This is a genomic window from Arthrobacter sulfonylureivorans, from assembly GCF_022637435.1.
GTDB classification, from domain to species: Bacteria; Actinomycetota; Actinomycetes; order Actinomycetales; family Micrococcaceae; genus Crystallibacter; species Crystallibacter sulfonylureivorans.
This window is the reverse complement of sequence record NZ_CP093326.1, coordinates 1,285,256-1,310,607: the sequence shown is the minus strand read 5'-3', so window position 1 is coordinate 1,310,607 and position 25,352 is coordinate 1,285,256. Positions and strand designations below refer to the sequence as shown.

Annotated in this window: 18 protein-coding genes and 1 tRNA gene; 4 read left to right on the top strand and 15 right to left on the bottom strand. The window is 65.5% G+C overall.

Annotated features, from left to right (window positions below):
• Window positions 1-109 precede the first annotated feature (109 nt).
• From MNQ99_RS06385 to gadC, 3 genes are read right to left on the bottom strand one after another with little or no spacing between them, the layout of a single operon-like run.
• The gene (locus MNQ99_RS06385; RefSeq protein ID WP_241914840.1) at window positions 110-1,456 is read right to left on the bottom strand and encodes a dipeptidase; all 1,347 of its coding nucleotides are present in this window, start codon (window positions 1,454-1,456) and stop codon (window positions 110-112) included.
• Window positions 1,453-1,902, bottom strand: a complete 450-nt coding sequence (locus MNQ99_RS06380) for a hypothetical protein (protein ID WP_241914839.1) — start codon at window positions 1,900-1,902, stop codon at window positions 1,453-1,455. Before MNQ99_RS06380 ends, MNQ99_RS06385 begins: the two co-directional genes overlap by 4 nt.
• Entirely contained in the window at window positions 1,899-3,371 is a 1,473-nt protein-coding gene (gadC, locus tag MNQ99_RS06375; protein WP_241914838.1) for a glutamate/gamma-aminobutyrate antiporter GadC, read from the bottom strand. The genes MNQ99_RS06380 and gadC overlap by 4 nt, the downstream gene beginning before the upstream one ends.
• A gap of 482 nt (window positions 3,372-3,853) precedes the next feature.
• Between gadC and MNQ99_RS06370 the strand changes: the two genes are divergently transcribed.
• The gene (locus MNQ99_RS06370; protein WP_127511266.1) at window positions 3,854-5,191 is read left to right on the top strand and encodes an APC family permease; all 1,338 of its coding nucleotides are present in this window, start codon (window positions 3,854-3,856) and stop codon (window positions 5,189-5,191) included.
• Window positions 5,192-5,222: 31 nt separating this feature from the next.
• Here the strand turns inward: MNQ99_RS06370 and MNQ99_RS06365 are convergent, their stop codons facing one another.
• On the bottom strand, window positions 5,223-5,759 hold the full coding sequence (locus MNQ99_RS06365) for a hypothetical protein (RefSeq protein ID WP_241914837.1): 537 nt from the start codon (window positions 5,757-5,759) through the stop codon (window positions 5,223-5,225).
• A gap of 136 nt (window positions 5,760-5,895) precedes the next feature.
• On the bottom strand, window positions 5,896-7,716 hold the full coding sequence (locus MNQ99_RS06360; RefSeq protein WP_127511264.1) for an ABC transporter ATP-binding protein: 1,821 nt from the start codon (window positions 7,714-7,716) through the stop codon (window positions 5,896-5,898).
• Window positions 7,717-7,796: 80 nt separating this feature from the next.
• Between MNQ99_RS06360 and MNQ99_RS06355 the strand changes: the two genes are divergently transcribed.
• The gene (locus MNQ99_RS06355) at window positions 7,797-8,420 is read left to right on the top strand and encodes a PH domain-containing protein (RefSeq protein ID WP_127511263.1); all 624 of its coding nucleotides are present in this window, start codon (window positions 7,797-7,799) and stop codon (window positions 8,418-8,420) included.
• A gap of 40 nt (window positions 8,421-8,460) precedes the next feature.
• On the opposite strand, the gene MNQ99_RS06350 is transcribed toward MNQ99_RS06355, so the two are convergent.
• The 6 genes from MNQ99_RS06350 to MNQ99_RS06325 all read right to left on the bottom strand — a co-directional run bounded on the left by MNQ99_RS06350 (window position 8,461) and on the right by MNQ99_RS06325 (window position 16,703).
• Window positions 8,461-9,489 (bottom strand): ABC transporter permease, encoded by a 1,029-nt coding sequence (locus MNQ99_RS06350; protein ID WP_127511262.1) that lies wholly within the window; start codon window positions 9,487-9,489, stop codon window positions 8,461-8,463.
• Window positions 9,486-11,027, bottom strand: coding sequence for an ABC transporter permease (locus tag MNQ99_RS06345; protein WP_127511261.1), 1,542 nt, complete (start codon window positions 11,025-11,027; stop codon window positions 9,486-9,488). Before MNQ99_RS06345 ends, MNQ99_RS06350 begins: the two co-directional genes overlap by 4 nt.
• Before the next feature lie 210 nt (window positions 11,028-11,237).
• On the bottom strand, window positions 11,238-13,043 hold the full coding sequence (locus MNQ99_RS06340; protein WP_127511260.1) for an ABC transporter family substrate-binding protein: 1,806 nt from the start codon (window positions 13,041-13,043) through the stop codon (window positions 11,238-11,240).
• Window positions 13,044-13,434: 391 nt separating this feature from the next.
• Window positions 13,435-15,237 carry a selenocysteine-specific translation elongation factor gene (gene selB, locus MNQ99_RS06335; RefSeq protein ID WP_241915285.1) on the bottom strand — a complete coding sequence of 601 codons (1,803 nt, stop codon included), beginning with the start codon at window positions 15,235-15,237 and terminating at the stop codon, window positions 13,435-13,437.
• Window position 15,238: 1 nt separating this feature from the next.
• A complete protein-coding gene (gene selA, locus MNQ99_RS06330) occupies window positions 15,239-16,570 on the bottom strand; it encodes an L-seryl-tRNA(Sec) selenium transferase (RefSeq protein ID WP_241914836.1) in 1,332 nt (443 codons plus the stop codon).
• Window positions 16,571-16,608: 38 nt separating this feature from the next.
• A tRNA-Sec gene (locus MNQ99_RS06325) sits at window positions 16,609-16,703 on the bottom strand.
• Between the two features lie 62 nt (window positions 16,704-16,765).
• Between MNQ99_RS06325 and selD the strand changes: the two genes are divergently transcribed.
• Complete coding sequence (selD, locus tag MNQ99_RS06320; protein ID WP_422387519.1) at window positions 16,766-17,758, top strand: selenide, water dikinase SelD; 993 nt, start codon at window positions 16,766-16,768, stop codon at window positions 17,756-17,758.
• Between the two features lie 12 nt (window positions 17,759-17,770).
• Here the strand turns inward: selD and nrfD are convergent, their stop codons facing one another.
• From nrfD to MNQ99_RS06300, 4 genes are all read right to left on the bottom strand, one after another.
• The gene (gene nrfD, locus MNQ99_RS06315; protein ID WP_241914834.1) at window positions 17,771-18,853 is read right to left on the bottom strand and encodes an NrfD/PsrC family molybdoenzyme membrane anchor subunit; all 1,083 of its coding nucleotides are present in this window, start codon (window positions 18,851-18,853) and stop codon (window positions 17,771-17,773) included.
• A complete protein-coding gene (locus MNQ99_RS06310) occupies window positions 18,850-19,848 on the bottom strand; it encodes a 4Fe-4S dicluster domain-containing protein (RefSeq protein WP_127511257.1) in 999 nt (332 codons plus the stop codon). Before MNQ99_RS06310 ends, nrfD begins: the two co-directional genes overlap by 4 nt.
• Window positions 19,849-23,148: a formate dehydrogenase gene (gene fdh / locus MNQ99_RS06305; protein ID WP_241914833.1), complete on the bottom strand. Its 3,300-nt coding sequence runs from the start codon at window positions 23,146-23,148 to the stop codon at window positions 19,849-19,851. It lies immediately after the preceding gene.
• A 137-nt stretch (window positions 23,149-23,285) separates the two neighbouring features.
• Entirely contained in the window at window positions 23,286-23,654 is a 369-nt protein-coding gene (locus tag MNQ99_RS06300; protein WP_241914832.1) for an iron chaperone, read from the bottom strand.
• 209 nt (window positions 23,655-23,863) lie between these two features.
• Between MNQ99_RS06300 and MNQ99_RS06295 the strand changes: the two genes are divergently transcribed.
• Complete coding sequence (locus MNQ99_RS06295) at window positions 23,864-25,306, top strand: amino acid permease (protein ID WP_241914831.1); 1,443 nt, start codon at window positions 23,864-23,866, stop codon at window positions 25,304-25,306.
• Window positions 25,307-25,352 lie beyond the last annotated feature (46 nt).

The window sequence follows — 25,352 nt, the reverse complement described above, 5'->3', positions numbered from 1 at the left end:
CCGGATGCGGGTAGGCACTCCATTGTAATCCGCCGTGCCACTGATGGCCTAACGGAGACCGGAGCCGTAGCCGATCACGGTGCCAAAAATCAGCGTCGGGCGCCGGAGGTCAGGCACCGTACCCGCGCAGGAACAACGCCAAGCTCAGTGCCAGGCGCTCGATTTCCGCCGGGTCCACGCTTTCGTTCGGTGCGTGAATCAGCGCGAGCGGCTCCTCCACTCCCATCAGGATGATCTCCGCTTCCGGATACGTGTCTGCGAGCACATTGCACAGCGGGATGGATCCTCCCTGCCCGAGCATGGTCATCGGCGTGCCGTACGCCTCCTGCATTGCAGCGCCCATCGCCCGGAACCCCGGTCCGTCGACGGACGCCTCGAACGGCGAGCCGATCGCTTCGGTGCGCACGTCGACGTCCACACCCCAGGGGGCATTGCCACGCAACTGCGCGACCAGCGCGTCGTGGGCCTCGTTCGCCTCGGTACCTGGCGGTATCCGGAGGTTGAGACGGGCGGCGGCGCGCGGCACGATCGCGGCCGATGAGCCAGTCACGGGAGGGCAGTCGATGCCCAGCACCGTCACGGCGGGGCGCGCCCACAGCATGTCCGAGACAGTTCCGTCGCCGAGCAGTTCCACTCCATCTAGCACGCCGGCGTCGGTACGGAATTGCTCGGACGGATAAGGCCCGCCCTGCCATGTCCGTGTCGCGTCGAGTCCCGCGATCGTCGTGTTGCCCTTCTCATCGCGGAGGTCAGCGAGCATTTCGATGAGGGCCGCCAGCGCGTCGGGTGCCGGTCCACCGAACATGCCCGAGTGCAGCTCGGAGGCGAGCGCCTGCACGGTGACGACCACGTTCGCCATGCCGCGCAGGCTGACGGTCGCGGCGGGCCGACCGACCGCGGCGTTGCCGGTGTCGCACACCAGGATGGTGTCCGCCCGCAGCACATCGGGATTGGCTTCCACGAAGGCCTCAAGCCCACCCGTCCCCTGCTCCTCGGAACCCTCGACGACGAGTTTCAGGTTCACGGGAATGTCGTCGCCGAGCGCTCGCAGCGCAAGCAGGTGCATGACGATGTTGCCTTTGCAGTCTGCTGCCCCGCGTCCGTACCAGCGGCCGTCGGCCTCGGTGAGCTCGAACGGGGGCGTGCGCCACGCGGACTCATCGAGCGGCGGCTGCACGTCATAGTGCGCGTACAACAACACCGTCGGGGCATCCGGGTCGGCGGCGATGCGCCGCCCTACGACCGCTTGGCTGCCATCGGGGGTGAGTTCAAGACGTGCGTCCGCGAAGCCGAGTTCGGTGAACTTATCGCGCACCCACCCCGCCGCCCTCGTGCATTCCTCGGGCGGGAACTGGCGCGGATCGGCCACCGACGGTATGGCCACGATCTCGGAGAGCTCCGCGCGCACAGCCGGCATCAGCTCGCTGACGCGAGTACGTAGGTCCACCTTCGTCATCCGTTCGCCGAGTCGGTCGTATTAAGGCTGTCGACGAACTGCTGGAACTCCTTCAGCTCATCGGGGCAATAGACCTTGATGATCGCCAGCTGCCCCCGGAAGACGGCGTTGTCTACCAAGACCGGGCGGATGCCCGGCCCGCTTGCACCGTTCGTGAGCAGTCCGTAAAGCGTCGAGCGGCTGAGTGCCCGGTTGGGGTCTGCGCAAACGGCGCCGCCGTCGTCGCCGAGCACACGGGCCACTACCTCCGGCGAGGGCGCAGCCGTCGCGCCGGCGTCTTGGAGTACTTGAACAAGTTCGGTAGCTTTCTCCTCAGCCCGCTGGCTCTCGCGTGCGGTGCTGAACGCAATCACCGCCCATACGGCGAGGATCACCAGCACGACCGTCACGACGACGTACAGCACCGACCGGTGGCGAGGGCTCTGTTGCTCGGCTCCTGTGCTCATTGCTCCGCCTCCTCCGACTCACTAGCGACATCCGGCAACTTCCACGACGGCTTCCGGAACCGGTAGAACAGCCAGGGTATGAGCAGCCCGAGGCCGAGCGCCCCGCCGGCGACGATCACGAAGTAGACCCACGGGTTGCCGCCGCCGAACTGCGACGGCGGGATGAACCCGACGAGCAGAGCGGCGAGCGAGGCCGCGAAGCCGACTCCGCACAGGCTGATAAGCATCGGGGCGCGGTACCCGCGCGGGTGGTCCGGGTGGCTACGCCGCAGGCGCACGGCTGCCACGAACATGAGCAGGTACATGATCAGGTACACCTGCGTGGTGATCACCGAGAAGATCCAGTATGCGCTCGATACGTTAGGGATAAGCGCGTAGCCGAGGGCGATCACCGTGGTGACGAGCCCCTGCGTCACGAGGAGGTTCTGCTGCACGCCGTTCTTGTTCAGCTTCTGCAGGAAGGGGGGAAGATACCCCTCTTGGCGCGAGATGAGCAGCAGGCCCTTCGAGGGCCCGGCGAGCCAAGTCAGCATGCCACCGAGCGAGGCAGCTACCAGCGCGATCCCGATGATCGGGGTGAGCCATTGCCAGCTGAACACGGCGAGCACCGCGTCGAACGCCTGCATGACCCCCGCGGTGAGCGAGAGTTGATCTGCCGGCACGATCCAGCTGATGGCCAGCGCCGGCAGGATGAAGATCAGCAGCACCAGGCCCATCGAGAGGAAGATCGCCTTCGGGAACTCCTTGTCGGGCTTGCGCAACGACGACACGTGCACGGCGTTCATCTCCATGCCGCTGTACGACAGGAAGTTGTTGACGATAAGCACAAGGCTCGCGAGGCCGGCCCACTGGGGGAAGAAGTTGGCTGCGGTCATGGGCGCCGCAGACGGGTTTCCCTGGCCAAGGTAGACGGCGCCGAGGACCACCAGCAGGGTACCGGGAATCAGCGTTCCGATGATCAGGCCGGCGCCGGCAAGGCCGGCGACGCCCTTGGTGCCTCGCGACGAGATGAACACGCCGGACCAGTAGCAGACCATGATCACCAGCGCGGTCCAGACGCCGTTGCTCGCGAGGTCGGGGTTGATCACGTAGGCGAGCGTTGACGCGACGAACCCGAGAAGGGTCGGATAGTAGAAGATGGTCATCGCGAACTGGCACCAGACGGCGAGGAAGCCCATCGGCTTCGAGATGCCGGTGGCCACCCAGTTGTAGACGCCGCCCTTCCACCCCGATGCCAGCTCCGCCGAGACCAGCGAGGTCGGCAGCAGGAAGACGATGGCCGGCACAAGGTACAGGAAGACCGCTGCCAGCCCGTACACCGCCATGGTCGGCGCGGGCCTGAGACTCGCCACCGAGGCCGTGGTCATCAGCGCGAGCGCGACCCACGAGATGTAGGCGACGGCGGGAGGCTTGGCGCCGGGCGTGCCCGAAGCGCCGACGCGGCCGGCAGAGGAGCCTGCGGTGCTCATCAAGACCTCCTCGGCCGGGGCATCGCGGTCCGGAGCCTTGCGGTCCCGTGAGGATCCGATCTCAACCGCTCCATGGTGTCCACCTCCAGGTAAACCACCTCGACGATGCCCCCACGTTCACCCCTGTTGATCACCGGTGACGTCGAGGTACCGATCTGATGCTCAGGATCGTCCCAGAACCTTCGCTCGTCCGGCATCGCCCGACCGGGGTGATCTCTTCCGCGTTGGATACCAGCGGAAGGGCAGATGAGGCTTCCTGCGGTGTGGCCGGCGAGCCCCAAACGCGCCGGCGATGCCTCCTGGCCGGTCTTCAGCGGCACCGGTGCCCCGCTCCGCCCGCGATGGGTCAATGTAGCTACTCATGTACTAGGGGTTCTCACCCAATACGGATGATGCGTCTACCAAGCGGCGCGTGGTCGACTCATGGGAGTCAACCCGCTCGAAAGTCACGAGGGCGCAAGCTACAAGATCGCGGCACGGCAATGAACGACAAAGGGCCGGCAACGGCCGATGCTCCGAAGAAGCCGATGACGGTACTCCAGGCCTCCTTCATCGGTGTTGGCGCCATGGTCGGCGCGGGGATATTCGCGTTGCTGGGTGCCGCCGGTGCCGTCGCGGGCCCGGCGGTATGGCTGTCGTTCCTCATCGCTGGCGCGATCTGTGCACTGCAGGGGTACTCGTTCGCCAGGCTCGGTTCGAGCTACCCTTCCTCGGGCGGGATGCTCACCTACCTCGCGAAGGGATTTGGCGAAGGCCACATCACGGGCATCGTGTCGTGGTTGTTCTACATGACGGGTGCGATTGTCGCTGCGATGGTGGCGACCTCCTTCGGAGGATACGCGAGCGCCGTCGTGGCGAACGACAACCCCGGGTGGGCGGTCGCCTTCGCAGTCGGGCTCGTCATCGTCATGACCTTGCTCAACATCGTCGGGTCCACCGCGGTGGCGAGAGTGCAATCGCTCATCGTCAAGGTCGTGTTGGCGATCCTCAGCCTGTTCGCGATTGTGACAATCATGAACTGGGACCCCTCGTTGCTGAACCCTGCTGGATACCCGGGTCTCCGCGAGATCATTTCGAGTGTCGCCCTGACGTTCTTCGCGTTCCTCGGGTTCGGCGTCATCACGTTCACGGCGAAGGATCTTCCCCATCCCGTCCGGCAGCTCCCTCGGGCCATTTATCTTGCCCTGGCGATTGCTACCACCGTCTATGTAGCGGTGTCGCTGGGCGTGTTCGGAACACTCACTGCCGACCAGGTCGTCGAGTACGGCGCGACGGCCATGGCGGAGGCAGCAAAGCCGACGCTGGGCCAGGCGGGTTACGTCCTGATGGTGATCACCGCGTTGTTCTCCACGGCTGGCGCGGTGAATGCGAGCCTCTACCCGTCGACCGGGATGACTCGTCACCTGGCTGAGACCGGGCAGTTCCCCCGTGCATTCGGCCGTCAGATCGGCCGCCGCGCACCGGTCGGCCTGGTGGTCATGGCCCTGCTCACGATCTTCATGATCACCGCGCTCGACCTGAACAGCATCGCCTCGCTCGGCAGCGCGGTCGCACTCCTGATTTTCTCCGCGGTCACGGCCTCCCATTTCAAGACCTATCGAGAAACGCACGCGAGCTTGATCGTGCTCGTCGTTGCCCTTGTCGCCACCTTGGGCACACTCGTCGTCTTCACCATGACGACACTGGTTGACGAGCCGAAGACCGTGATCGCCTTCGTGGTCATCCTCTCCGCAGCGTGCTTGCTGGAATTCGTCTGGACAGGCGTCCGGGACCGCGGGAGTCCACGCCCGGCTTCAGGCGACCAGGCGGACTCCCGTTAGTTCCCCGGCTTCCAGTGCCCTAGGGCCGCTGTCAGGCCAGCTCGCCTAGCTTGGCCTTCCAGAACAGACGCCAGTGATCGAGCTGCTCGACCGACTCCAGCCGTTCATGCTGTAGGCCCACGGAGGCCTTGCCTGCGGCCTTCTCGTAGATGTGCACATTGACCCGGGAACCGTCCGCCAAACCGCAACGCCAGTAGCGCCATTTCGCGGTATCACTCAACTCGGGCCCCCGGGTCACCGCAATGCCCGAGAATTCCTCGGCGCCGCCGACCACGGCAACCCACTTATCCCGCGCCTGGTCCATGCTGCCGCGTACCGTCTTGCTCACCGAGGCCTGGAACTCGCCGTCGCAGTCCTGGCCCGGCTGGCGCCGGCCGATCTGCTGCTCGAAGGCCACTGTCGCCGATTGTGCCCACCAGCCCTCGGCCAAACCGGACTCATTCAAGGCCTGGGCAATCTCCTTGTGGCTGAGCGTTGTGGCGTCGATGCCGGCCAGGAAGTCCTCGACCTTGGACCAGCTGACGCCGATGCCGTTTTCGATCGCCTCGATGTTCATGCTGCGAACCACTGACACTCCTGATGTGAAAGATAACCCGGCCGGTGCGCTCAACTGACCGCACCGGCCGGGTTCGGGCTGAACCTCTGCCCGTCATTTCATCATGGGCAGGGGCGCAACACTATGGATGGCAGAATTCCAAGGTGACTCAGTCGCCGGCAGCCAGCAGCAGGGCCCGCAGCTCGCGGCGTTCGCGCTGCTTCTCGGGATCGGGCAACGGCACGGCCGCCAGCAGCCGCTGGGTGTACAGTTCCTGCGGGTTGCGCAGAATCTCGTCCCGGGTGCCCTGCTCAACGATCCGGCCGTGCCGCATGACGCAAATACGGTCGGCCAGCACGTCGATGACGGCCAGATCATGCGTGACGAACAGGCAGGCGAACCCCAGTTCCTGCTGCAGATTTTGGAACAGCTCCAGCACCGTGGCCTGGACCGACACGTCCAGTGCGGAAGTGGGTTCGTCCGCCACCATCAGCTTGGGCTCCAGCGACAGTGCCCGGGCGATGCCCACGCGTTGCTTCTGGCCGCCGGAGAGTTCGTGCGGATAACGGTTGCGGTAGGCGCGCGGCAGCTCCACCTGATCCAACAGCGCCTCGATCCTCCGCTGCAGGGCGGCCCCCTTGGCGACGCCGGCCAAGTACATGGGTTCGCCAATGCTCTCGCCAATCGGCAGCCGAGGGTTCAGCGAGGACGACGGGTCCTGGAACACCATGCCCACCTGGCGGCGCAGCGCGTGCAGCTGTTTGGGCCGCGCACCGGCGATTTCCTGCCCGACCACGCGCAGCGAGCCCTCCGCGACGGGCAGCAGCCCGACGGCGGCGCGCCCGATGGTCGTTTTGCCCGAGCCGGACTCCCCCACCAGACCAACAACCTGGCCAGGGTAGATGGACAGGTTGGCGCCTTCCACCGCCCGGAAAGCCGGGACGCGCCCCTGCTTGGGGTATTCGATGGCCACGTTGGACAGTTCGAGCACGGCTTCGCCCCTGGCCACTTCGTGACGTGACTGTGCCAGGGCTTCGGCGTTCTCGCGTTCGCGCCGTTGCAGCTCGGTCTCGTTGATGCTGAGTGAGGCGCCGGTCGCCGCGGCCAAGGCCGCTGTAATATCCACTTCGGCGTCGTCGACTGAGCCTCCGCCCAAGTGGGGCACGGCGGCCAGCAGGGACTGTGTGTACTCGTGCTGAGGATTGTTGAAAATCTCCACCGCGGTTCCGGTCTCCACGATGCGGCCGCGGCGCATGACGGCGATCTTGTCCGCCAAGTCGGCCACCACGCCCATGTCGTGCGTGATCAATACAATCGCACTGTCCAGCTTGTTGCGCAGGTTGCGCATCAGGTCCAGGATCTCGGCCTGTACGGTGACGTCCAAGGCGGTGGTGGGTTCATCGGCGATCAGCAGTTTGGGATCGCAGGAGAGCGACTGGGCGATCATGGCGCGCTGCCGCTGGCCGCCGGAAAGCTGGTGCGGGTAGGACCGGAAGGCCTTCTCCGGGTCGGGCAGCTCGACCAGCTCCAGCATCCGCAGCGCCCGCTGCTTGGCTTCCTCCGGCGAGATGGCGTTGTGCAGCCGCAGCGTTTCCACAATCTGGAACCCGATCGTGTACACGGGGTTCATCGCCGTCATCGGTTCCTGGAAAATCACGGCGACGTCGTTGCCGCGGACTTGCCGGAGCCTGGAGCTGCTCAGTCCCAGGATCTCGCGTCCGTTGAGCTTCACGCTCCCCGTGGCGCGGCTGTTGGACGGCAACAGGCCCAGCAACGCCATGGAACTGGCGCTCTTGCCGGAACCGGATTCGCCCACGATGGCGAGGACCTCGCCTGCCTTGACGTCGTAGGTGAGGTTGATCGCGGCCGGCACCCATTCCTTGTCCACGCCGAAGTCCACGCTGAGGTTGGTGACCTCCAGGACGGGGGCTGAACCGCGAGCCGTCTCCACGCTTCCTACCGGCAGCGTCGGATCAATGATTTCGGTCATAGCTGGTCTTTCCCTTCCAACCTGTCGCAGTTGGTTGATGCTAGTGGAGAACTGGTGGCCAGTCCTGAAACTATGGGGGCATGACAACGTCTGCTGCTGCCAGCTCCACGGTCTTCCGTCCGCGCTCCGCGATCTGGTTCACCGGCGTGGTCTGGGCGATCGTGGCGGTCAGCTTGGTGTCCTCGGTGCTGACCCACGGGCCGGACAGCCTGCTCGGCTCCTGGCCGCTGCTGACCGTCGCTTACGTGACGTGGTGGCTGGCCTGGTACCCCGCCGTCGTGATCGGCGAAGACGGGGTGGTGCTGCGCAACCCAGTCCGGACAATCTCCGTGCCCTGGAACGCCTTGGTAACGGTGGACACCAAGTACGCGCTGACCCTGGTTACCCCGCGCGGGAAGTACAGCGCGTGGGCCGCTCCCGCTCCCGGGATGTTTGGCGTCCACCGCGCTCGCACCGATCATGTCCAGGGTCTGCCGGAGACCACGTACGGGCCGGCGCAGTCGATCCGTCCCGGCGATCTCGCAAATTCCGATTCGGGGGCGGCGGCCTACTACGTCCGGAAGCGCTGGGCGGAACTCCTGGCCGCGGACAGGATCAGCATCGGCGACGCGGACGGCGTCCCGGTGGGCCGGACTCCCAATTGGGCCGTGCTCGTCGCAGGAGCCGTGCTGGTAGTGCTCAGCCTCGTGACGCTGGCCCGCTGAGCGGTACCGCGTCTGGCCGGGAAGGCGTCGGGCGCGCATCTTAGACGCCCGTCGTCGAAGTGGTTCCGGTCTCGGAGTGCGCGGAAACCGCAGCCGCCTTCGCTCTCTTGGCATTGAACTTCTTTTGCCGGGGGTCGAAGGCGTCGCGCAGCCCGTCGCCGATGAAGTTGATGCACAGGCAAATGGCCACGATGAACATACCCGGCCACCAAAACAGCCAGGGACGGGTTTGGAACGCTTCCTGGTTCTGGCTGATCAGCAAGCCCAGCGACACGTCCGGCGCCTTAACCCCCATCCCGATGTAGGACAGGCTGGTCTCCAGCAGGATCGCCGCAGACATGCTCAGGGTTACCGAGACGATGATGACGCCGACGGCGTTCGGCAGGATGTGCTTGAAGATGATGCGCGCACTGGATGCGCCGGCGATCCGTGCAGCGTCGACGAATTCCCGCTCACGCAGGGACAGGAATTCGGCGCGCACCAGACGGGCCAGCCCGGTCCAAACGACGGCGCCCACGAACAGGCCCAGGAAGTATGGCTGAACGTCGGCGCCTACGGCGCGACCAGCCACCTGACCCATCACGGCCGCGATGATGATCAGCGGGATCACGATGACAACGTCGGTCAGCCGCATCAGCACGGCTTCAATCCAGCCGCGGAAGTAGCCCGACAATGCCCCTACCACGACGCCGATGGTCCCGCCTACCAGGCCGATGAGGAACATGACGGCGACCGAGATCTGGACACCGCGCATGGTCTGGGCAAAGGTGTCGCGGCCCAACCGGTCCTGGCCGAACGGGTGCTCGCCGAGGCTCAAGGGGAAAAGCTGCAGCGTGGGTCGGCCGCCATTGACCAGGTCGTTGACCCCGTTGTGCGTGTACTTCCACCAGCCCGGCAGGCCGAACATTCCGCTCGATGAATAGGCGATCAGCAGGATCAAGGCGAAAACCACCAAGCTGATCACGGCGGCGGTATTACCGAGGAAGCGCCGGCGGACAATCTGGCCCTGGCTCAGGCCCTCTTTGTTCTCGTCGGTTGCGGCTACAGGCTTCGTTGACGTAGTGCTCATGCCTTTACCCTCACTCGCGGATCAAGCGCGGAGTAAACCAGGTCCGCGACTAGGTTGAAAGCCAAAGCCAGAACGCCGGTGATCAGGAAGACTCCCATCACCGGATTGGGATCGGTCCGATCCAAGGCCTGGACGAATAGTTGGCCCATGCCGGCAAACGCGAACACCTGCTCGGTAATCACGGCACCGCCAATCAAAGCGCCGATGTCGAAAGCGACGATCGTGGCGATCGGGATCAGCGCGTTGCGGAAGGCGTGGCGCATGACCACGGTCCTCTCGTTCAAGCCCTTGGCCCTCGCGGTGCGGATATAGTCCATGTTCATGATTTCCAGCATGGAGGAGCGTGCGTAGCGGCTGTAGGACGCCAACGAGATCAGCAGCAGTGCCACGGTCGGCAGCAGCAGGTGGGTGAAGGTATCCAGCCCATGGACCCAGAAGTCTCCCTGCAGATTCGGCGTCTCGGAGCCGATGGTGGCAATGGGCCGGCCGTTGATTCTGCCGTTGTTGAAGTACGCGGGCCAGGCCTGCATATACCGGTCCAGCAGGATGAGGCCGCCGACCAGGAACGCGGTCATCGCTGCGGCGTTCATGTTCTGGCGGCGGTCGTAGCCGCCCATCAGCCAGCCGACAGCCAGTCCGACCAAGACGGTGGCAAGGGCCAGCAAGAAGATCATCAGCCCAGTGGCCTGCGCCAGGAGTTCTTGGATGGGGAAGTAAATGACGGTGCCGATACCCACGGTGATCAGCGCAGCGTAAAGGGCCCTGCGGTTCTTCAGGCCGGCGGCCAGCAAGGTAATGCCGAAGGCGATCGCTACGCCGCAGATAACGATGACGACCAAGCCGAGCCCCGGTGTCTTGAACCACTGGGTCACGGACAGCCCCCACATCACCGCGGCGGCCAGCAGGAAGCCTATGCCTGCGCTACCCAGTTTCCTCAGGTAGCTTCCCTTGGCACAGACGAACCACACCGCGGCACTGACGACTCCAATGATCAGAATCGATGAAACCGGAATATGCGGATCCCTGAGGAAATTGTTGAAGCCGATGGCGCCGAATTCCTTCAGCAGCACAGCGACCCAGAACACCGGAAGCGAAAAGAAGAGGAACGCCATGAAGGTCACGCCGTAGTCCAGCCCGCTGTATTGGCGCAGTGCCGTGACGATGCCGAGCGAAACGCCGATGACGATGGCGAGCACAGCCGAAGCTGTCACCAGCAGAATCGTCATTCCCATGGCCCGGCCCAGGGCCTCGGTGACCGGTTGGCCGTTCAGCGCATAACCCAAATCGCACTGTCCGACGAAGGGAACGACGCACTTGGCCGCGCCGGCCAGCCAGCCGAAGTACCGGATCGGGGCCGGCGTGCCGAGGTCCAGCAACGCGATCCGCTGTTGGATCAGCTGCTCTTTGTTGGGTGAATTGCTTTCGCGCAGGTCATGGAGGGGGTCACCTGACAGGGCTGTCAATTGGTAGACCAGGAAGGAGGCACCCAGGAGAATAAGCACGGCAGTAAAAAGCCGCCGCACAATGTAGGTCACCATAGCGTTTTTCAACCTCGCTGATGTGGTTCTGGAAGTCTTGTGGATCCCTCGGTGTCACAAATGAGCGTAATGCAGTCGCAGGCTGACGACTATTGGGAAAACCCAACGACTTGTGGCAGGAAATGGATCATAAAAGCTGCAAGACGTCGGGACCGAGGTATTCAGGGTCCCGACGCCTTGCATGCTTTTGCCTAGGATCAGGCTTGAAGGTTACTTAACCTTCCACTCCCAGAAGTTCCAGAAGACGCCTGTCTGGTTCGGCTGGTATTTCACACCCTCGATGCGGTCGCTGTTGTAAGCATCAAGGCCCACGGACTGGAACAGCGGGAGCCCGTAGAAGGAATCCCAGACATGCTTGTCGATCTGCGTGACGAGCTTGTCCTGTTCCACCGAGTCGGTGGTCACGATCAACTCGTCCATCAGCTTATCGGCTGCCGGTTCCGAGAAGCCGTTGAAGTTGGAGCCGGCATCGGTCTTGAAGATCTGCGGAACGCCGGAGACACCCACACCAGGCGAGGTCCAGCCGAAGATCGTCGCGTCGTAGGTTCCGTTGCCCAGCGCAGCACCCCAGTCGGAGGCACCCAGGCCGCCGTCGACAATCTTGAAGCCTGCCTTCTCAGCGGACTCCTGGATCAGCGCATAGGCGTCGGCACGGTTGGGGTTGTCCTTGTTGTACATGATCCGGACTTCCGGAGTGGCGCCTGCAAGGAGCTCCTTGGCACCCTCGATGTCCGCTTCCTTGTAGTCCCCGGAGCCGTTGCTGGCAGCGGAGGCCTCGTACGCATCCTGGGCCGGCACGAAGAACTGCGAATCCAGCGGTGCGGCGTCGGCCTTGAGCGGCTTCACGATCCGGTCAACAATGGCCTGGCGGGGAATGGCCTTCATGAAGGCCTCGCGGACGTTCGCTTCCTTGAACACACCCTTGTAGTTGAGGTCGATGTGGTCGTAGGCGAGCTGGTCCTCGACGTCCACGGTGACGCCCTCGATGCCTTGCAGCAGTTCGACGGTGTCTGCCGAAGGCTGCGGGGCGATGATGTCCACCTCGCCGTTCTTCAGGGCGCTGACCTGGTCCGGGGCGGCACCGATGAAGCGGATGGTCACTTCATCAACTGCCGGCTTCGGCCCGAAGGTGTAGGACTCGTTGCGAACCAGGGTGATCGACTGATCCGGAGTGATCGAGTCAACGACGAACGGTCCGCTGGAAAGGTATAGCGACTCATCGGTCGGCAGCGATTTCGTATCGAAGCCCGTATTCCAGAAATCGGCGACGGCCTTCAGGTCCTTGTTCTCCTTGGCCGGCTCGTCGGGGTTTCCACGCTTCAGGCCCTGGATGATGTCGACGAGCGCCTGCTCATCGGCCAAGCCGGCCTTTTCGGCCAGAACGTGGGCCGGAAGGCCGATGCCGCCGTCGTTGAGTCCGCCGAAAGCGATCTCCCAGTCGGCGAACGGCTTGGAGTACGTCAGGGTGATCGACCGGCCGTCATCGCTGACCTCGGGGATCTCAGTCAGTCCCAGCCCGCTGGTATCGCCGGCGAAGTCGAAGTAGTTCGTTCCGCTGGTGACGTTGCCTTCCTCGTCCGTCTTGGCGTCGTTGGCATAGCCCGATTCGACCAACCAGTTCAGCAGCAGGTCTCCGGCGTCAACAGCATTGCCGTCCGACCACTTCGCGCCTTCGTTCACGGTGTACTTCACCACGAGCGGGTCATCCGAGACCTTCTCGTACGTGCCGAACTCTTCGTTCCGTACCACCTTGAGCTGATTGTCAACGTAGTAGAAACCACCATGCGTCATGTAGGCGATTTTGCCGTTGATGTCGACGTTGCCCGTGGCGGAATCCGAGTTGAATGAGCTGAAAGCATTGGTCTCAGCGACGCTGATTGAACCGCCGGCTGCGGCCGCGGTGGACTCGCCCGTGCCTTCGGGGGAATTTCCGCCGCCCGAAGTCGCGCAGGCGCTCAGGGCCAGGGCTGCAACAGCCGCGACACCGATAGCTTTGGAAGTACGTCCGAAACGCATTCCGCCTCCTTGTTTCTGTCTCTGAAAGGTCCCCGGCAGTGCTGCAGAGGACGGACATACACCCCGTCGCCTGAAGTTCAACGAGCTTCCCGCCGAACGTGGCATGTCTCACACGCATTAGAGCGTAAACCGGAACCCCCCGGGTTGGGTATAAAAACTTCGCTTCAGATCCGGTTGTTACCGAGATGCAACCTTAAAGCCTCGGCCCGTCTCCGCGGGAAACATGGCCGTCATCGTGACGCAACAACCGAAATAGCCCGGAAACACGGGGAACGAGGGCGTTTCGGCTGGTAATGCCGGGCCCGGAAGACAGTTGCCTGAGACAAACTTTAGTTATCGGCTGCTAACTGAACTCACCGGCTGCTGACGCCTTCGACCGGCGGCCTGCCGCCTATCCCTGGGCCGGACGGACGAGGGTCCTGCGGCCGGAGTCGAGGCGCCGGGTCCATCCCAGCGCGTCAAGGTGCTCCAGCAGCGGGACAGCAACGCGCCTGGTGGTGCCCAGGCTTTGGCGTGCCTCGCTGGTGGTGAAGGGCTGCGGCAGGCGCGCCAATTCGCGCATCGCCATGGCCGGTGCCTGTGGAAGCAGGACTACGCCGCCCGCCAACCGCAACAAGCGTCCGCTTCGCTGGGCTGCCGCAAGTTCGCGCTCCCCCAGTCCCAGATCCTTGAGGTCGTGGGCCTCCGGCGCGGCGAATGGTTGGGTGCTCAAGCCGCTCTCCACCGCGCGTACTGCCGCCTCTGCCGGGCCGAGGTCGCTGCGGGTTCCCGGGAGGCGAATGAATCCGCCGTCGTGCTCCAGACCCGCCTCCCGCACCACCGCGTCCAGCAATGCTTCGCCTTCCGGGCCCAGCAACTCCCGGGCGGCGCCGCGGGACAGGCCGGCCGACAACGGGTCCTTCTGCGCAAGTTCCTCGACCGAGAGCCGCAGCCGCCGCTGCCAGGCTTCGAAGACCGGCTGATGTACCCACCAGTGACCAAATGCCTGCACCTGGTCGGGGACCTTTCCGAGGGACGAAACACCCATCCGCCGCAATTGGCTCACGCGGACCGCACCGCGGCGGGCGACTTCGATCAGCGCGTCTCCATCGGGAGGCATGACCGCGAGGCTTTGCGCCCGCTTAGCGCTGTCGCCGCGGCGTTTGAGGGCCGGCGGGTCGACGTCGAGGATTTGCACCCCCGCCAACACCGTCCGGCTGTCCGTTGTTCGAAGCACCAGTCGATCCCCGAGCTCAAGCGGCAGTTGCCGATCGAAGGCGAGCCGAGCATGGTCGCCGTCGAACGAACGCAGCCGGCACGGGGCGGCGGCGGTGCCAATATGCGCGATCAGTTCACGCGGAACGTCGCCGAACGGCGTACCCATGGTCCGGCGCACATCGATCGTGTCCACAACCGGCCAGCTGTCCTCCGAGAGAAGGACGTCGCCACGGTGCACGGCATCAGCGGGCACACCAGAGCGCAGATTGACGGCCACCCGGTTGGTTGGACCGACCGAGGCAACCGCTTGATTGCGGCTGTGCAGAGCCCGCACAGACACCGTCCTGACGTCCCGATGGCCGTACATCCGCAAACGGTCTCCCTGGGTCAGGGTGCCCGCCGCCAGGGTCCCGGTGACCACTGTCCCGGCACCGCTGATGCTGAACGAACGGTCAATCCATAGGCGAACCCGGGCCGTGGGGTCGGGACGCGGTAGAGAATCCAGCATCTGGTCCAGTACACGGCGCAATTGATCGATTCCGGTCCCGGCAACCGCGGACACGGTGACCACCGGTGCGTTGTGCAGCCCGGTGCCGGCCAGCTCGGCGCGCACCCGCGCAAGAACCTCGCCGGCCCGATCCGGCGCGCGGTCACTGCGGGTCAGCACCACTACCCCATGACTGATGCCAAATGCGGCGATGGCGTCGCGGTGGTCGCTGGTTTGTGCCTGCCACCCTTCGTCGACGGCGACGACGAAACACACTGCCGGGACGGGTCCAAGTCCAGCCAGCATGTTTCCGAGGAACCGCTCGTGGCCGGGCACATCCACGAATGCCACGCCCTTGCCCGACGGCAGCCGCGTCCAGGCGAAACCGAGGTCGATGGTCAGGCCCCGGCGCCTTTCTTCGGCCCATCGGTCGGTCTCCATTCCGGTGAGCGCCCGAACCAGGGTGCTCTTACCGTGGTCGACGTGTCCGGCGGTGGCCACCACGAACATCTCAGGTGCCTGCGGCTCTCGGCCCGTCATGGACGTGCGCCAGTGCAGCACGAACGGCCGCAGCCAGCCGCTCGTCGTCGGCCTCCGGCACGCAGCGCAGGTCGATCAGGCAGGCGCCGCCGTGGACCCGTGGCAACACAACCGGGTCCCCCGTGCGCAGCCGCCGGGCGACCGGTTCGGGCAGTTGGACTGCCCAGCCCGGCAGCGGAACCCCGGGCGCTCCCCCGCCTCCGACCCTTCCGTCATGCTGGACCACCCGGCCCCCGGTGGCGGCCGCCAGTCGTTCCGCGCGTTCGCGTAGCCGAACGGGGTCGGCGTGCAGCGCAGCCGTCACCGGCGTCGGTTCGCCGGTGATGGTCGCTTCCAATGCGGCCAGAGTCAGCTTGTCCGCCCGCACCGCCCGCGCCAAGGGATGGCGGGCCAGCCGGGCCATCACTTCGGCACGGCCCAAGACCAGTCCTGCTTGGGGGCCGCCCAGAAGTTTGTCCCCGCTGGCGATGACGACGTCGGCTCCAGCGGCCAGCGCACCGGAGATGTCTGGTTCCCCAGGCAGCATCGGGTCCGGTGCGAGCAGGCCGCTGCCGAGATCTACGACCAAGGGAACCTGATGTTCGTCGGCCAGGGAGCGTAGCTGGCCGATGCCGACGCCCGAGGTAAACCCGCTGACCCGGAAATTGCTGGGGTGCACCTTGAGCAGGCAACCGGTTTGCGTGCCGATGGCCGCAGCGTAATCCGCCAGGTGCGTCCGGTTGGTGGTCCCTACTTCGCGCAAGCGGGCACCGGTCGATTCAATCAGCTCGGGAAGCCTGAAGCCGGCCCCGATCTCTACGAGCTCACCGCGGCTGATCACTACTTCGCCGGCACCGGCGAGCGCGGTGGTCGCCAGCACCAGGGCCGCGGCGCCATTGTTCACCACCAGGGCTTCTTCGGCCGCCGGACAGGCGTCCAGCAGAGCCCGCCGCGCACCGGCCCCGCGCCGCGATCGCCCGCCGGTGGGCAAGTCCATTTCGACGTCGACATAACCTGCCGCCGAGAGCAGCGCTTGCCGGGCGGAGCCGGAGAGCGGAGCGCGTCCTAGATTCGTATGGACGATGACCCCGGTGGCGTTAAGTACCGGCCTGAGCGAGGAGGCTGCGCGGTAAGCTACCGCGGCCAGGACCCTCGCTTCCACGTCTCCCGGGGCAAGGTCGCCGCGGCGGGCCTGTTCCTGCACGTCGCGCACGGTAGAACGGATCACGTCGTCGCCGAGCCGGCTGCGTGCGTGGCGAAGCTCCGGGTGGGCGAGCAACTGGTCGGTGCGCGGAATCTGCCGGCGCGGGTCGTTCTGGCCCACGGACCCTCCTTCCCCGCGTCACCATCAACTGCGGCAGCTGGCGGAGGCGGACGGGAATCGAACCCGCCAGACCGAGGTACTCGGTCTCACCGGTTTTGAAGACCGGGGGGCCCACCAGGACCCGGACGCCTCCAAGTGCATGCTAACATCGCCCGCCGCTCCTATGCTGGACCCATGAACGCGATCACCGGCGTGATGGAAGAACCTGCGGAAGCCGTCCGGCTCACAACCTACGCGCACGGCGGAGGCTGTGCATGCAAGATCCCGCCCGGTGAACTCGAGGACGTTGTCCGCGGCCTGACCGGCCAGGCTGACCCCGGCGTCCTGGTCGGGCTTGACGATGGCGACGACGCGTCCGCCGTCCAGGTAGGTAAGGATCTCGCAGTGCTTTCGACGGCGGACTTCTTCACTCCCGTGGTGGACGATGCCTACGACTGGGGCAGGATTGCGGCGGCGAACGCCCTCTCCGATATCTATGCCATGGGCGGGCGTCCGATCAGCGCGATCAACCTGGTCGGTTGGCCCCGCGGCGTCCTGCCGATGGAACTGCTGACCGAAGTGCTGCGAGGTGGGCTGGATGTAGCCTCGGAGGCGGCGTGTCCGGTGACCGGCGGGCACTCGGTCGACGACCCGGAACCGAAGTACGGGATGGCGGTGACCGGAATCGCCGCGCCGGCACAGCTCCTGCGCAACGACGCAGCCAGGCCCGGGCTGCCGATCACGCTGACCAAGCCGATCGGCCTGGGCCTGCTCAACAACCGGCACAAGCAGACCGGCGAGGTCTTCGACGAGGCGATCGCCGTGATGACGCAGTTGAACCGGGATGCCGCGGACGCCGCGCTGCGCAGTGGCGTCCGCGCGGCAACCGACGTCACCGGCTTCGGTTTACTCGGCCACCTCTACAAGATGTGCCGTGCCTCCCGGGTGGGTGCGGTGATCGACCACGCTGCGGTGCCCCTCGTCGCCGGCGCACGGGAAGCGCTCCGGGACGGCTACATCTCCGGAGGCACCCGGCGCAATCTCGACTGGGTGCGCCCGCACCTGCGCCCGGGAGCAGGAATCACCGAAGACGACCTGCTGATGCTGGCCGATGCGCAGACGTCGGGCGGCCTGCTCGTGGTTGGAGAGCTGCCGGGGCACCCCGTAGTCGGGCAGACCGTTGCCGGGTCCGGGATCGAAGTCCGCTAAACGTCTCCCGGCTTACCCGGCGGTCGTGATCGAATCGTCGACGATGCCGGCTTGCCGCCGCGCCGCGAGCCGCTTCTTCTGCGGTTCGATCGTGTACCGGGGGTCCTCCGTCGAGCGGATGCCGGCACGCAGAATTCCGAACCGGGTCAGCGCCGAGGCGGTCAGCAGCGCCAGGCCGCAGGCGGCCGCCACCGGCCGGTGCCGGCCCCCGGCCAGGACGCCGATGCCGCCGGCCACGGCCAGCCGCTGACTCCAAGTGAGCATTCGCCCCGGAGCACCCTCGCGGAGGGGTTCGGCAGCCACCGGGTCCATCCGGTTTTCCATAACCCGCATGGCGATCACATCAACGGCTACTCCCAGTACCGCCAGCGCGCGGGCGGGCCCGGCTTCCTGGACGGACGTGGTGATCATGGCAAGACCGGCCGCGGCGAGGCTGGCAGAACCCACGAAGACGAAGGGCAGATCTTCGCGCGCCGCGTTCCACGTCGGGTTGGCGGTGTCCGACAGCAGAACGGCGGTGTAGGCGGAGAGCGGGGTTGCGAACAACGCCGCCTCCACGCCCGCCGGCCCCTCAACCGCGCGCAGCATCCTGCGCAGCGGCCCCAGCGGAAGCCGTGACCCGGTCAGGCGGTCAATCTCGGAAGCTGCCGAGATCCCGACGCCGGCGCTGAACGCCGCGAGGATCCAGGAGCCAAGGCTCATCGGAGACGTGGGCTTGATGGTGCGCAGCATGTTGAGGAAACGTTCCGGCCGGCCCAAATCGGCAACCAACGCGGCAGCACCAATCCCCACCGATGTGAGGGCGGCCAGACGGCTGTTGCGGCACAGCACCGGCCTGCCCGTGAGCTGCCCGCCGAGTCCAAGCAGCGCCGAGCCGCCGGCCACGCCGCCCAGGAAGAGGTAGGCGCCGATCGGGTCGCCCCATGGCGGCGGTTTGACTACGGGCCGGCCGTAATAGGAGGCGAACTCCGGCTCCGGCACCATTGGCATTTCGCCGGAGCCGTCCCCTGTTCCAACGCGCCGCCGCTTGCCTCCGCGCCTGGACCGGCGTGGCGGTTCGGGCGGGCGGTAGTTGTCGAAGTCGGAGACGGTCAACGGCGGCCTCCAGCCAAGAAGGCTGCTGCGGTCGCGGCCAGCATGCCGGCCGCAGCGATTCCCGCCCGCTTGAACATCCGTGGCAAGTCGGCGGTGGGAACGCGCGGATCCGGCGGCAGACCGTACACCTCCGGCTCATCCAGCAGCAGGAACACGGAACCGGTGCCACCGACCCCGTCGGCGTCGTTGGCCCCGTAGAGGCGCGCCTCGGTCAGTCCCTGCGCGTGCAGTTCGGCAACCCGCTGTCTCGCAGTGCTCACCAACTCCTCGCGCTCGCCGTACTTGATCGACGTCGTCGGGCAGGCCTGGGCACACGCGGGCGTCTGGCCATCAACCATCCGGTCGTAGCACAGCGTGCATTTCTGGGCGACGCCTACGTTGCGGGTCGGAGCCTGCTCCCCGGGGGTGAAGTCGCGCTCTGCCTTCACCCCCGCCGTGCCATCGCTGCGCCGCTCGATGACGCCGAACGGGCACCCTGCCACGCAGGTGCCGCACCCATTGCAGACATCGTCCTGCACCACAACGGTGCCGTGCTCGGTGCGGAACAGTGCACCGGTCGGGCACACATCGAGGCACCCGGCGTTGGTGCAGTGCTTGCACACATCGGAGGACATCAGCCACCTGAAATCGGGCGTTTCGGGTGGCGTCGTATCCACGCCGGACGGCTTCCCCGCGGCGTCGGAGTTTCCCGGCGGTCCGAGGCCAGGCATGCCGAGGCTGACGAGCGCCCGTCCGGAGTCGCGTGCCTTTTCGATGTGCTCGCGGTCCTGCTCGATGAAGGCGACATGGCGCCAGGTATCGGCTCCCAACGCGCCGGTATTGTCGTAGGAGGACTCAAGGAGTTCGTACTCCGAGTTGTGGGGGTTGCGGTTCCATTCCTTGCAGGCCACTTCGCACGCTTTGCAGCCGATGCAGATCGAGGTGTCGGTGAAAAAGCCCTTTCGCGGGTGTCCCGTGTGCGGAATGTGTCCGGGAGCTTCGGTCAGCTTGTTCATTTAGCCTTCCCTCGTCGAGCCGTCGCCCAACACCGGTTTGGGGTCGGTGACCTTGTCGCTGCCGGTCTCGGGCGTTACACCGGCGCGGGCTTGATAGTCGGCAACCAAGGAGAGGAGTTCCGGTCCCTGCGGCCGCCGGCATGGGATGATGTCGCATGATCCGGCCTTGGACTCCTGGATCTGCACATTCGGATCCAGTGTCACCCCCAGCAAATCGTTGGCTGCGTCGCCGCTGACGACGGCGTCACCGCCGACTCCCCAGTGGTAGGGCAGCCCGATCTGGTGCAACGTGCGGCCGCCCACCACCAATGGCCTGACCCGCTCGGTCACCAGTACTCTGGCCTCGATGGCAGCCCGCGGCGAGACGATTGTTGCCCATCCGTAGGGTTCCAATCCACGTTCGGCCGCCAGTTCCGGGGACACTTCGCAGAACATCTCCGGCTGAAGCTCTGAGAGGTACGGCAGCCACCGGCTCATCCCGCCGGCCGTGTGGTGTTCGGTCAAGCGATACGTGGTGAAGACGTACGGGTAGATGTCCGACCCGCGCGTGCCCGCGCTGGGTGCACTGAGGTTGTCTTCGCGCGGATAAATCAGTCGGGCGGGGTTCTGCTGTTGTCGGTAGAGCGGGTTGGCCACAGGGGACTCCTGCGGCTCATAGTGGGTCGGCAGCGGGCCGTCCACCATGCCCTTCGGCGCGAACAGCCATCCCTTGCCGTCGGCTTGCATGATGAAGGGGTCGTCCCCCGCCAGCGCCGCCGCACCACCCACGGATATATCCGGACGACTTCCCGGAGCGCGGTCCAGCGGGAAATCGGGGACGTCCTCGCCGGTCCACCGGTTCCGCTCCTGGTCCCACCACATGTACTTCTTGCGTTCGCTCCAGGGTTTGCCCTCGGGGTCCGCCGAAGCGCGGTTGTAGAGGATGCGCCGGTTGGCCGGCCATGCCCAGCCCCATTCGGAGGCAACCGGTCCCTGTTCCTGCCCGGGCTTCCGGTCCGCGGCGTGGTTAATGCCGTCCGCGTAGACGCCGGTATATATCCAGCATCCGCCCGACGTCGAGCCGTCGGGGCGCATCTCGGTGTACGACGAGAGGGGCTGGCCGGCTTTGGGACCGGTGAGATGCCGGCCGTTGATTTCGGCCAGCACCGCCTCGCCGTCGGGCTCGCCCTGTTCGTCGGTGGGATAGTCCCAGGTCAGGTCCAGCAGCGGCCGGTCCCGTTCATCGGTCGAATCCGCCAGCTTGGCCCGGAGGCGCTTGCCCAGTTCGTAGAAGAACTGCAGTTCGCTCTGGCAGTCACCCGGCGGCCGGACCGCCTGGTGCCGCCATTGCAGCAGCCGCTGGGTCTGCGTGAAGGAGCCGGCCTTCTCCACATGGGTCGCGGCCGGCAAGAAGAAGACCTCGGTGCCGATGTCTTCGGTGCGCAGTTCGCCGGAGGCGATCTCCGGACCGTCCTTCCACCATGTGGCCGACTCGATGAGGTTGAGGTCACGCACCACCAGCCATTTCAAATGGGACATGCCAAGGCGCTGCATCCTGCCGTTGGCGGACCCGACGGCGGGATTCTGGCCGAAGATGAAGTAGCCCTCCACCTCGTCATCAAGCATGCTCATCACTGTCTGGTACGTCCCGTGCGGGCCGTTGATCCGGGGCAGGTAGCCATAGCCCCAGTCCGAGTCTTCGTTGGCCGCGTCACCCCACCAGGCCTTGAGCAAGCTGATGGTGTAGGCATCGGCATCGGCCCAGTAGCCCTTCTGCTCCGGGGATGCGATGCCGTCGCAGTATTCGCGCAGGGTCTCAATTCCGGCCTTCGGCATGGGGAGGTATCCGGGCAGCAGATTGAAAAGTGTCGGGATGTCGGTGGAACCTTGAATGCTGGCATGGCCACGCAGCGCCATGATTCCCCCGCCTGGCCGCCCCACATTACCCAGCAGGAGCTGCAGGATCGCCGCGGTGCGGATGTACTGCGCCCCCACCGTGTGCTGCGTCCAGCCCACGGCATACGCAAAGCAGGTGGTCCGCTCGCGGCCGGAGTTCTCCGTGACTGCCCGCGCGAGGTAGTCAAAGTCCTCGAGGGAGATGCCGCAGGCGTCCCGGACCATTTCCGGGGTGTAGCGCGAATAGTGGCGTTTCAGGATCTGGAACACCGTCCGCGGGTGCTCAAGGGTGAGGTCCTGCTCGAAATCCGGGCGCCCCAGAGGCGGGCCGCCGCTGCCGTATTGGTCCCCGGCGGCACGGGCGGCGGTATCCGCGCCGTGTTCGTGTCCGTGACCGTCTGATTCCTCTGATTTCCGCTCATAAGCCCAGGAAGCCAGGTTGTAGTGGCCCGTTTCAGGTTCGAATCCGGAGAACAGCCCGTCCAGGTCCTCCGTGTCACGGAAGTCCTCGCCCACCAGCGTCGCCGCGTTCGTATAGGCAAGAACGTATTCCTTGAACCACAGATCGTTGCTGATCACATGGTTGATCAGGGCACCCAGAAGAACGATGTCCGAACCGGCGCGGATCGGAACATGTTTGTCGGCCACGGCACTGGTGCGGGTGAACCGTGGATCCACATGGATGACCTTCGCGCCGCGCGCCTTGGCCTCCGTCACCCACTGATAACCGACGGGATGGCACTCGGCCATGTTAGAGCCCTGAATAACAATGCAGTCGGCGTTGGCCATGTCCTGGAGCGATTGCGTCGCTCCCCCGCGTCCAAAGGAGGTTCCCAAACTGGGAACCGTGGCGGAGTGTCAAATACGCGCCTGGTTTTCGAGCTGGATGGCGCCCGCTGCGGTGAAGAGCTTCTTGATCAGATAGTTCTCTTCGTTGTCCAGGGTTGCCCCACCCAGGCCGGCGATGCCCATGGTCCGCCGAAGCGGCCGACCGTGCTCATCGTTTTGCTGCCAGTTGTTCCGGCGTGCCGCGAGGAACCTATCCGCCACCATGTCGACGGCGGTGTCCAGGTCAAGGTGCTGCCAGTCCTTGGCATGGGGTGCCCGATACAGCACCTTCGTCTGCCTGCTCGGCGCGTTGACCAACTGCTCGCTGGCGGATCCCTTGGGGCAGAGCCGGCCACGGGAAATCGGCGAATCCGGGTCGCCTTCAATCTGGACAACCTTCTCGTCCTTGACGAAGACGCGTTGGCCGCATCCCACCGCACAGTAGGGGCACACGCTTTGCACCACGCGGTCCGCGGTGGATGTCCGGGGAGCGATGTCGCGGGTTCGCGGCGATGTTACGGCCTCGCCCCGCCCGAGTGAATCACTCGACCGGAACTGCCGTACAACGGGCCACTCCAAATAGCTGAACCGCGACATGCGCCCACCCTAACCCAAAGGATGCACGGACAACAGGGGTGCGACGGCGGGAAGCCGGCCGTCCTCAAAGTCCCGTCAGCCGGGCTGGAAGGTGAGACGTTCCAGTGACGTCGGACGCCGTCAACGGCACCACGTTCCTACATCCACAAGACACCGTCTTCCCGGAACTCCCGGATGCGGTGGGCAATCATCCTTTTGAGCAGCTCGGCCGGAACAGGCTGCCCGTAGGGCAACTGTACCGATCCCTTGCCTGTTCGATAGTCCGTGAGTTCGTCGTCGAACACCGCCCGGGTGCTCGGCGTGAAAACGAAGTTCGCGTGCTGCCGGTAACCGGCAAAAACAAACATGATGGTGCCGTCGAGAGAGTACGCCGGAGAGCCCCATTTCAAGGCCTCTGCGGCTTCGGGTACCTGCCTGCGGCTCAGCGCCCGCAGTTCGTCCAGCAGCTGACGGGCGTCTTCGGGGAACGTGGCCAGGTGCTCGTCTACGGTCTTCGGCTTGTCCACGGTTTGACGCTATCGCGGCCGCCCGCCGGAACCAAGCCTGCTTCGGAACCGCCACCGGGGTGGCGGAATTTGCATGTTCAGGACCGCAAACTATTCCCAGCGGGCAGCGCGCGGTCCATACTCGAAAACGTACAGGGCATCCGCACGGCGGAGCCGCCCCTTGCACAGGGTTCCGGCGGCAGATGCAGGCTCGAACATCGGAGTCCGGCATGTCTATCTGGAGCGGTTCCCAATCCATCCTCAGGCGCAAGCCGATCACAGAAATGTTGGAGGAGAGCGGGGAAAGCCATCTGTCCAAAAGCCTGGGCCTGTGGCAGCTGACCGCGATCGGCGTCGGCGGGATCATCGGCATCGGCATCTTCACACTGGCCGGTCTGGTGGCCAACGGCGGCCCCGACGCGCCGCCGGTCGGCCCGGCGGTGGTCATTTCCTTCCTCATTGCCGGTCTGGCCAGCGCGGCGGCCGCACTGTCGTACGCAGAATTCGCGGGCATGATCCCGTTTGCCGGCTCCGCCTACACGTATGGCTATGTTGCTCTGGGGGAGCTCGTCGGTTGGTTTATCGGCTGGGACCTGCTGCTGGAGTATACGGCCATCGTCGCCGTCGTCGCCATCGGTATCTCGGGCTATTTCAGCGCCTTTATGGAGGGCATCGGCGTCGAGGTGCCGGCCTGGATGGAGGGCACCGGCGACACGGTCGAGGGCGGCGTGATCAACCTGCCGGCCATTGTGGTCTGCCTGCTGATCACTTGGATCCTCAGCCGCGGGACCCGCACCTTCGGCCGGTTCGAACTGATAGCGGTGGGGCTGAAGATCGCGCTGATCCTGTTCATCATCGGGCTGGGCTTCTTCTTCGTGAATCCGGACAATTACACCCCGTTCATGCCCTCCGGATTCGGCCCGGTGCTGGCCGGTGCCGCCACCGTCTTCTTCGCAGTGTTCGGCTATGACGCGATGAGCACGGCGGCGGAGGAATCCGTCGACGGCAAGAAGTACATGCCCAAGGCGATCCTGCTGTCGCTGGGCATCGCGATGACGCTGTATGTGCTGGCCACCCTGGTGCTGACCGGCATGCAGAACTACGCGGACATCAGCCCCACCGCGGGGTTCGCGTCCGCCTTCGAGTCGGTCGGCTTGCCGACGGTGGCCACGATCATTGCCGCCTTCGCCGTGGTTTCGATCCTGACCGTGATGCTCACCTTCCTGCTGGGCGTGACCCGGGTGTGGTTCTCGATGAGCCGCGACGGGCTGCTGCCGTCCTGGTTCGCGGCGACGGACCGGCACGGCACGCCGCAGCGGGTGACCTGGATCGCCGGCATCGCGGCAGCGCTGCTGGCCGGAGTGTTCCCGATCCGGGCTGTGGCGGACCTGACCAACATTGGCATCTTGGCCGCCTTCGTGGTGGTCTGCGTCGCGGTGATCGCGCTGCGGCGTACCCGGCCGGACGTGCCCCGGAGCTTCCGGCTGCCGCTGATGCCCGTGGTCCCTGCCTTCGGCGTCTTCGCCTCCTTGTTCCTGATGTTCCAACTGCACTGGGAAACCTGGCTGCGCTTCGGGATCTGGCTGATCATCGGCCTGGTCATCTACATGTTCTACAGCCGCAAGCACTCGCTGATGAACCCGGACAGCCCGCGCCACCGGGCCGTATCCTGAACTGGCTGCCCAGGCCCGACCTTTGCTCTGGCTACCCCGCAGCTCG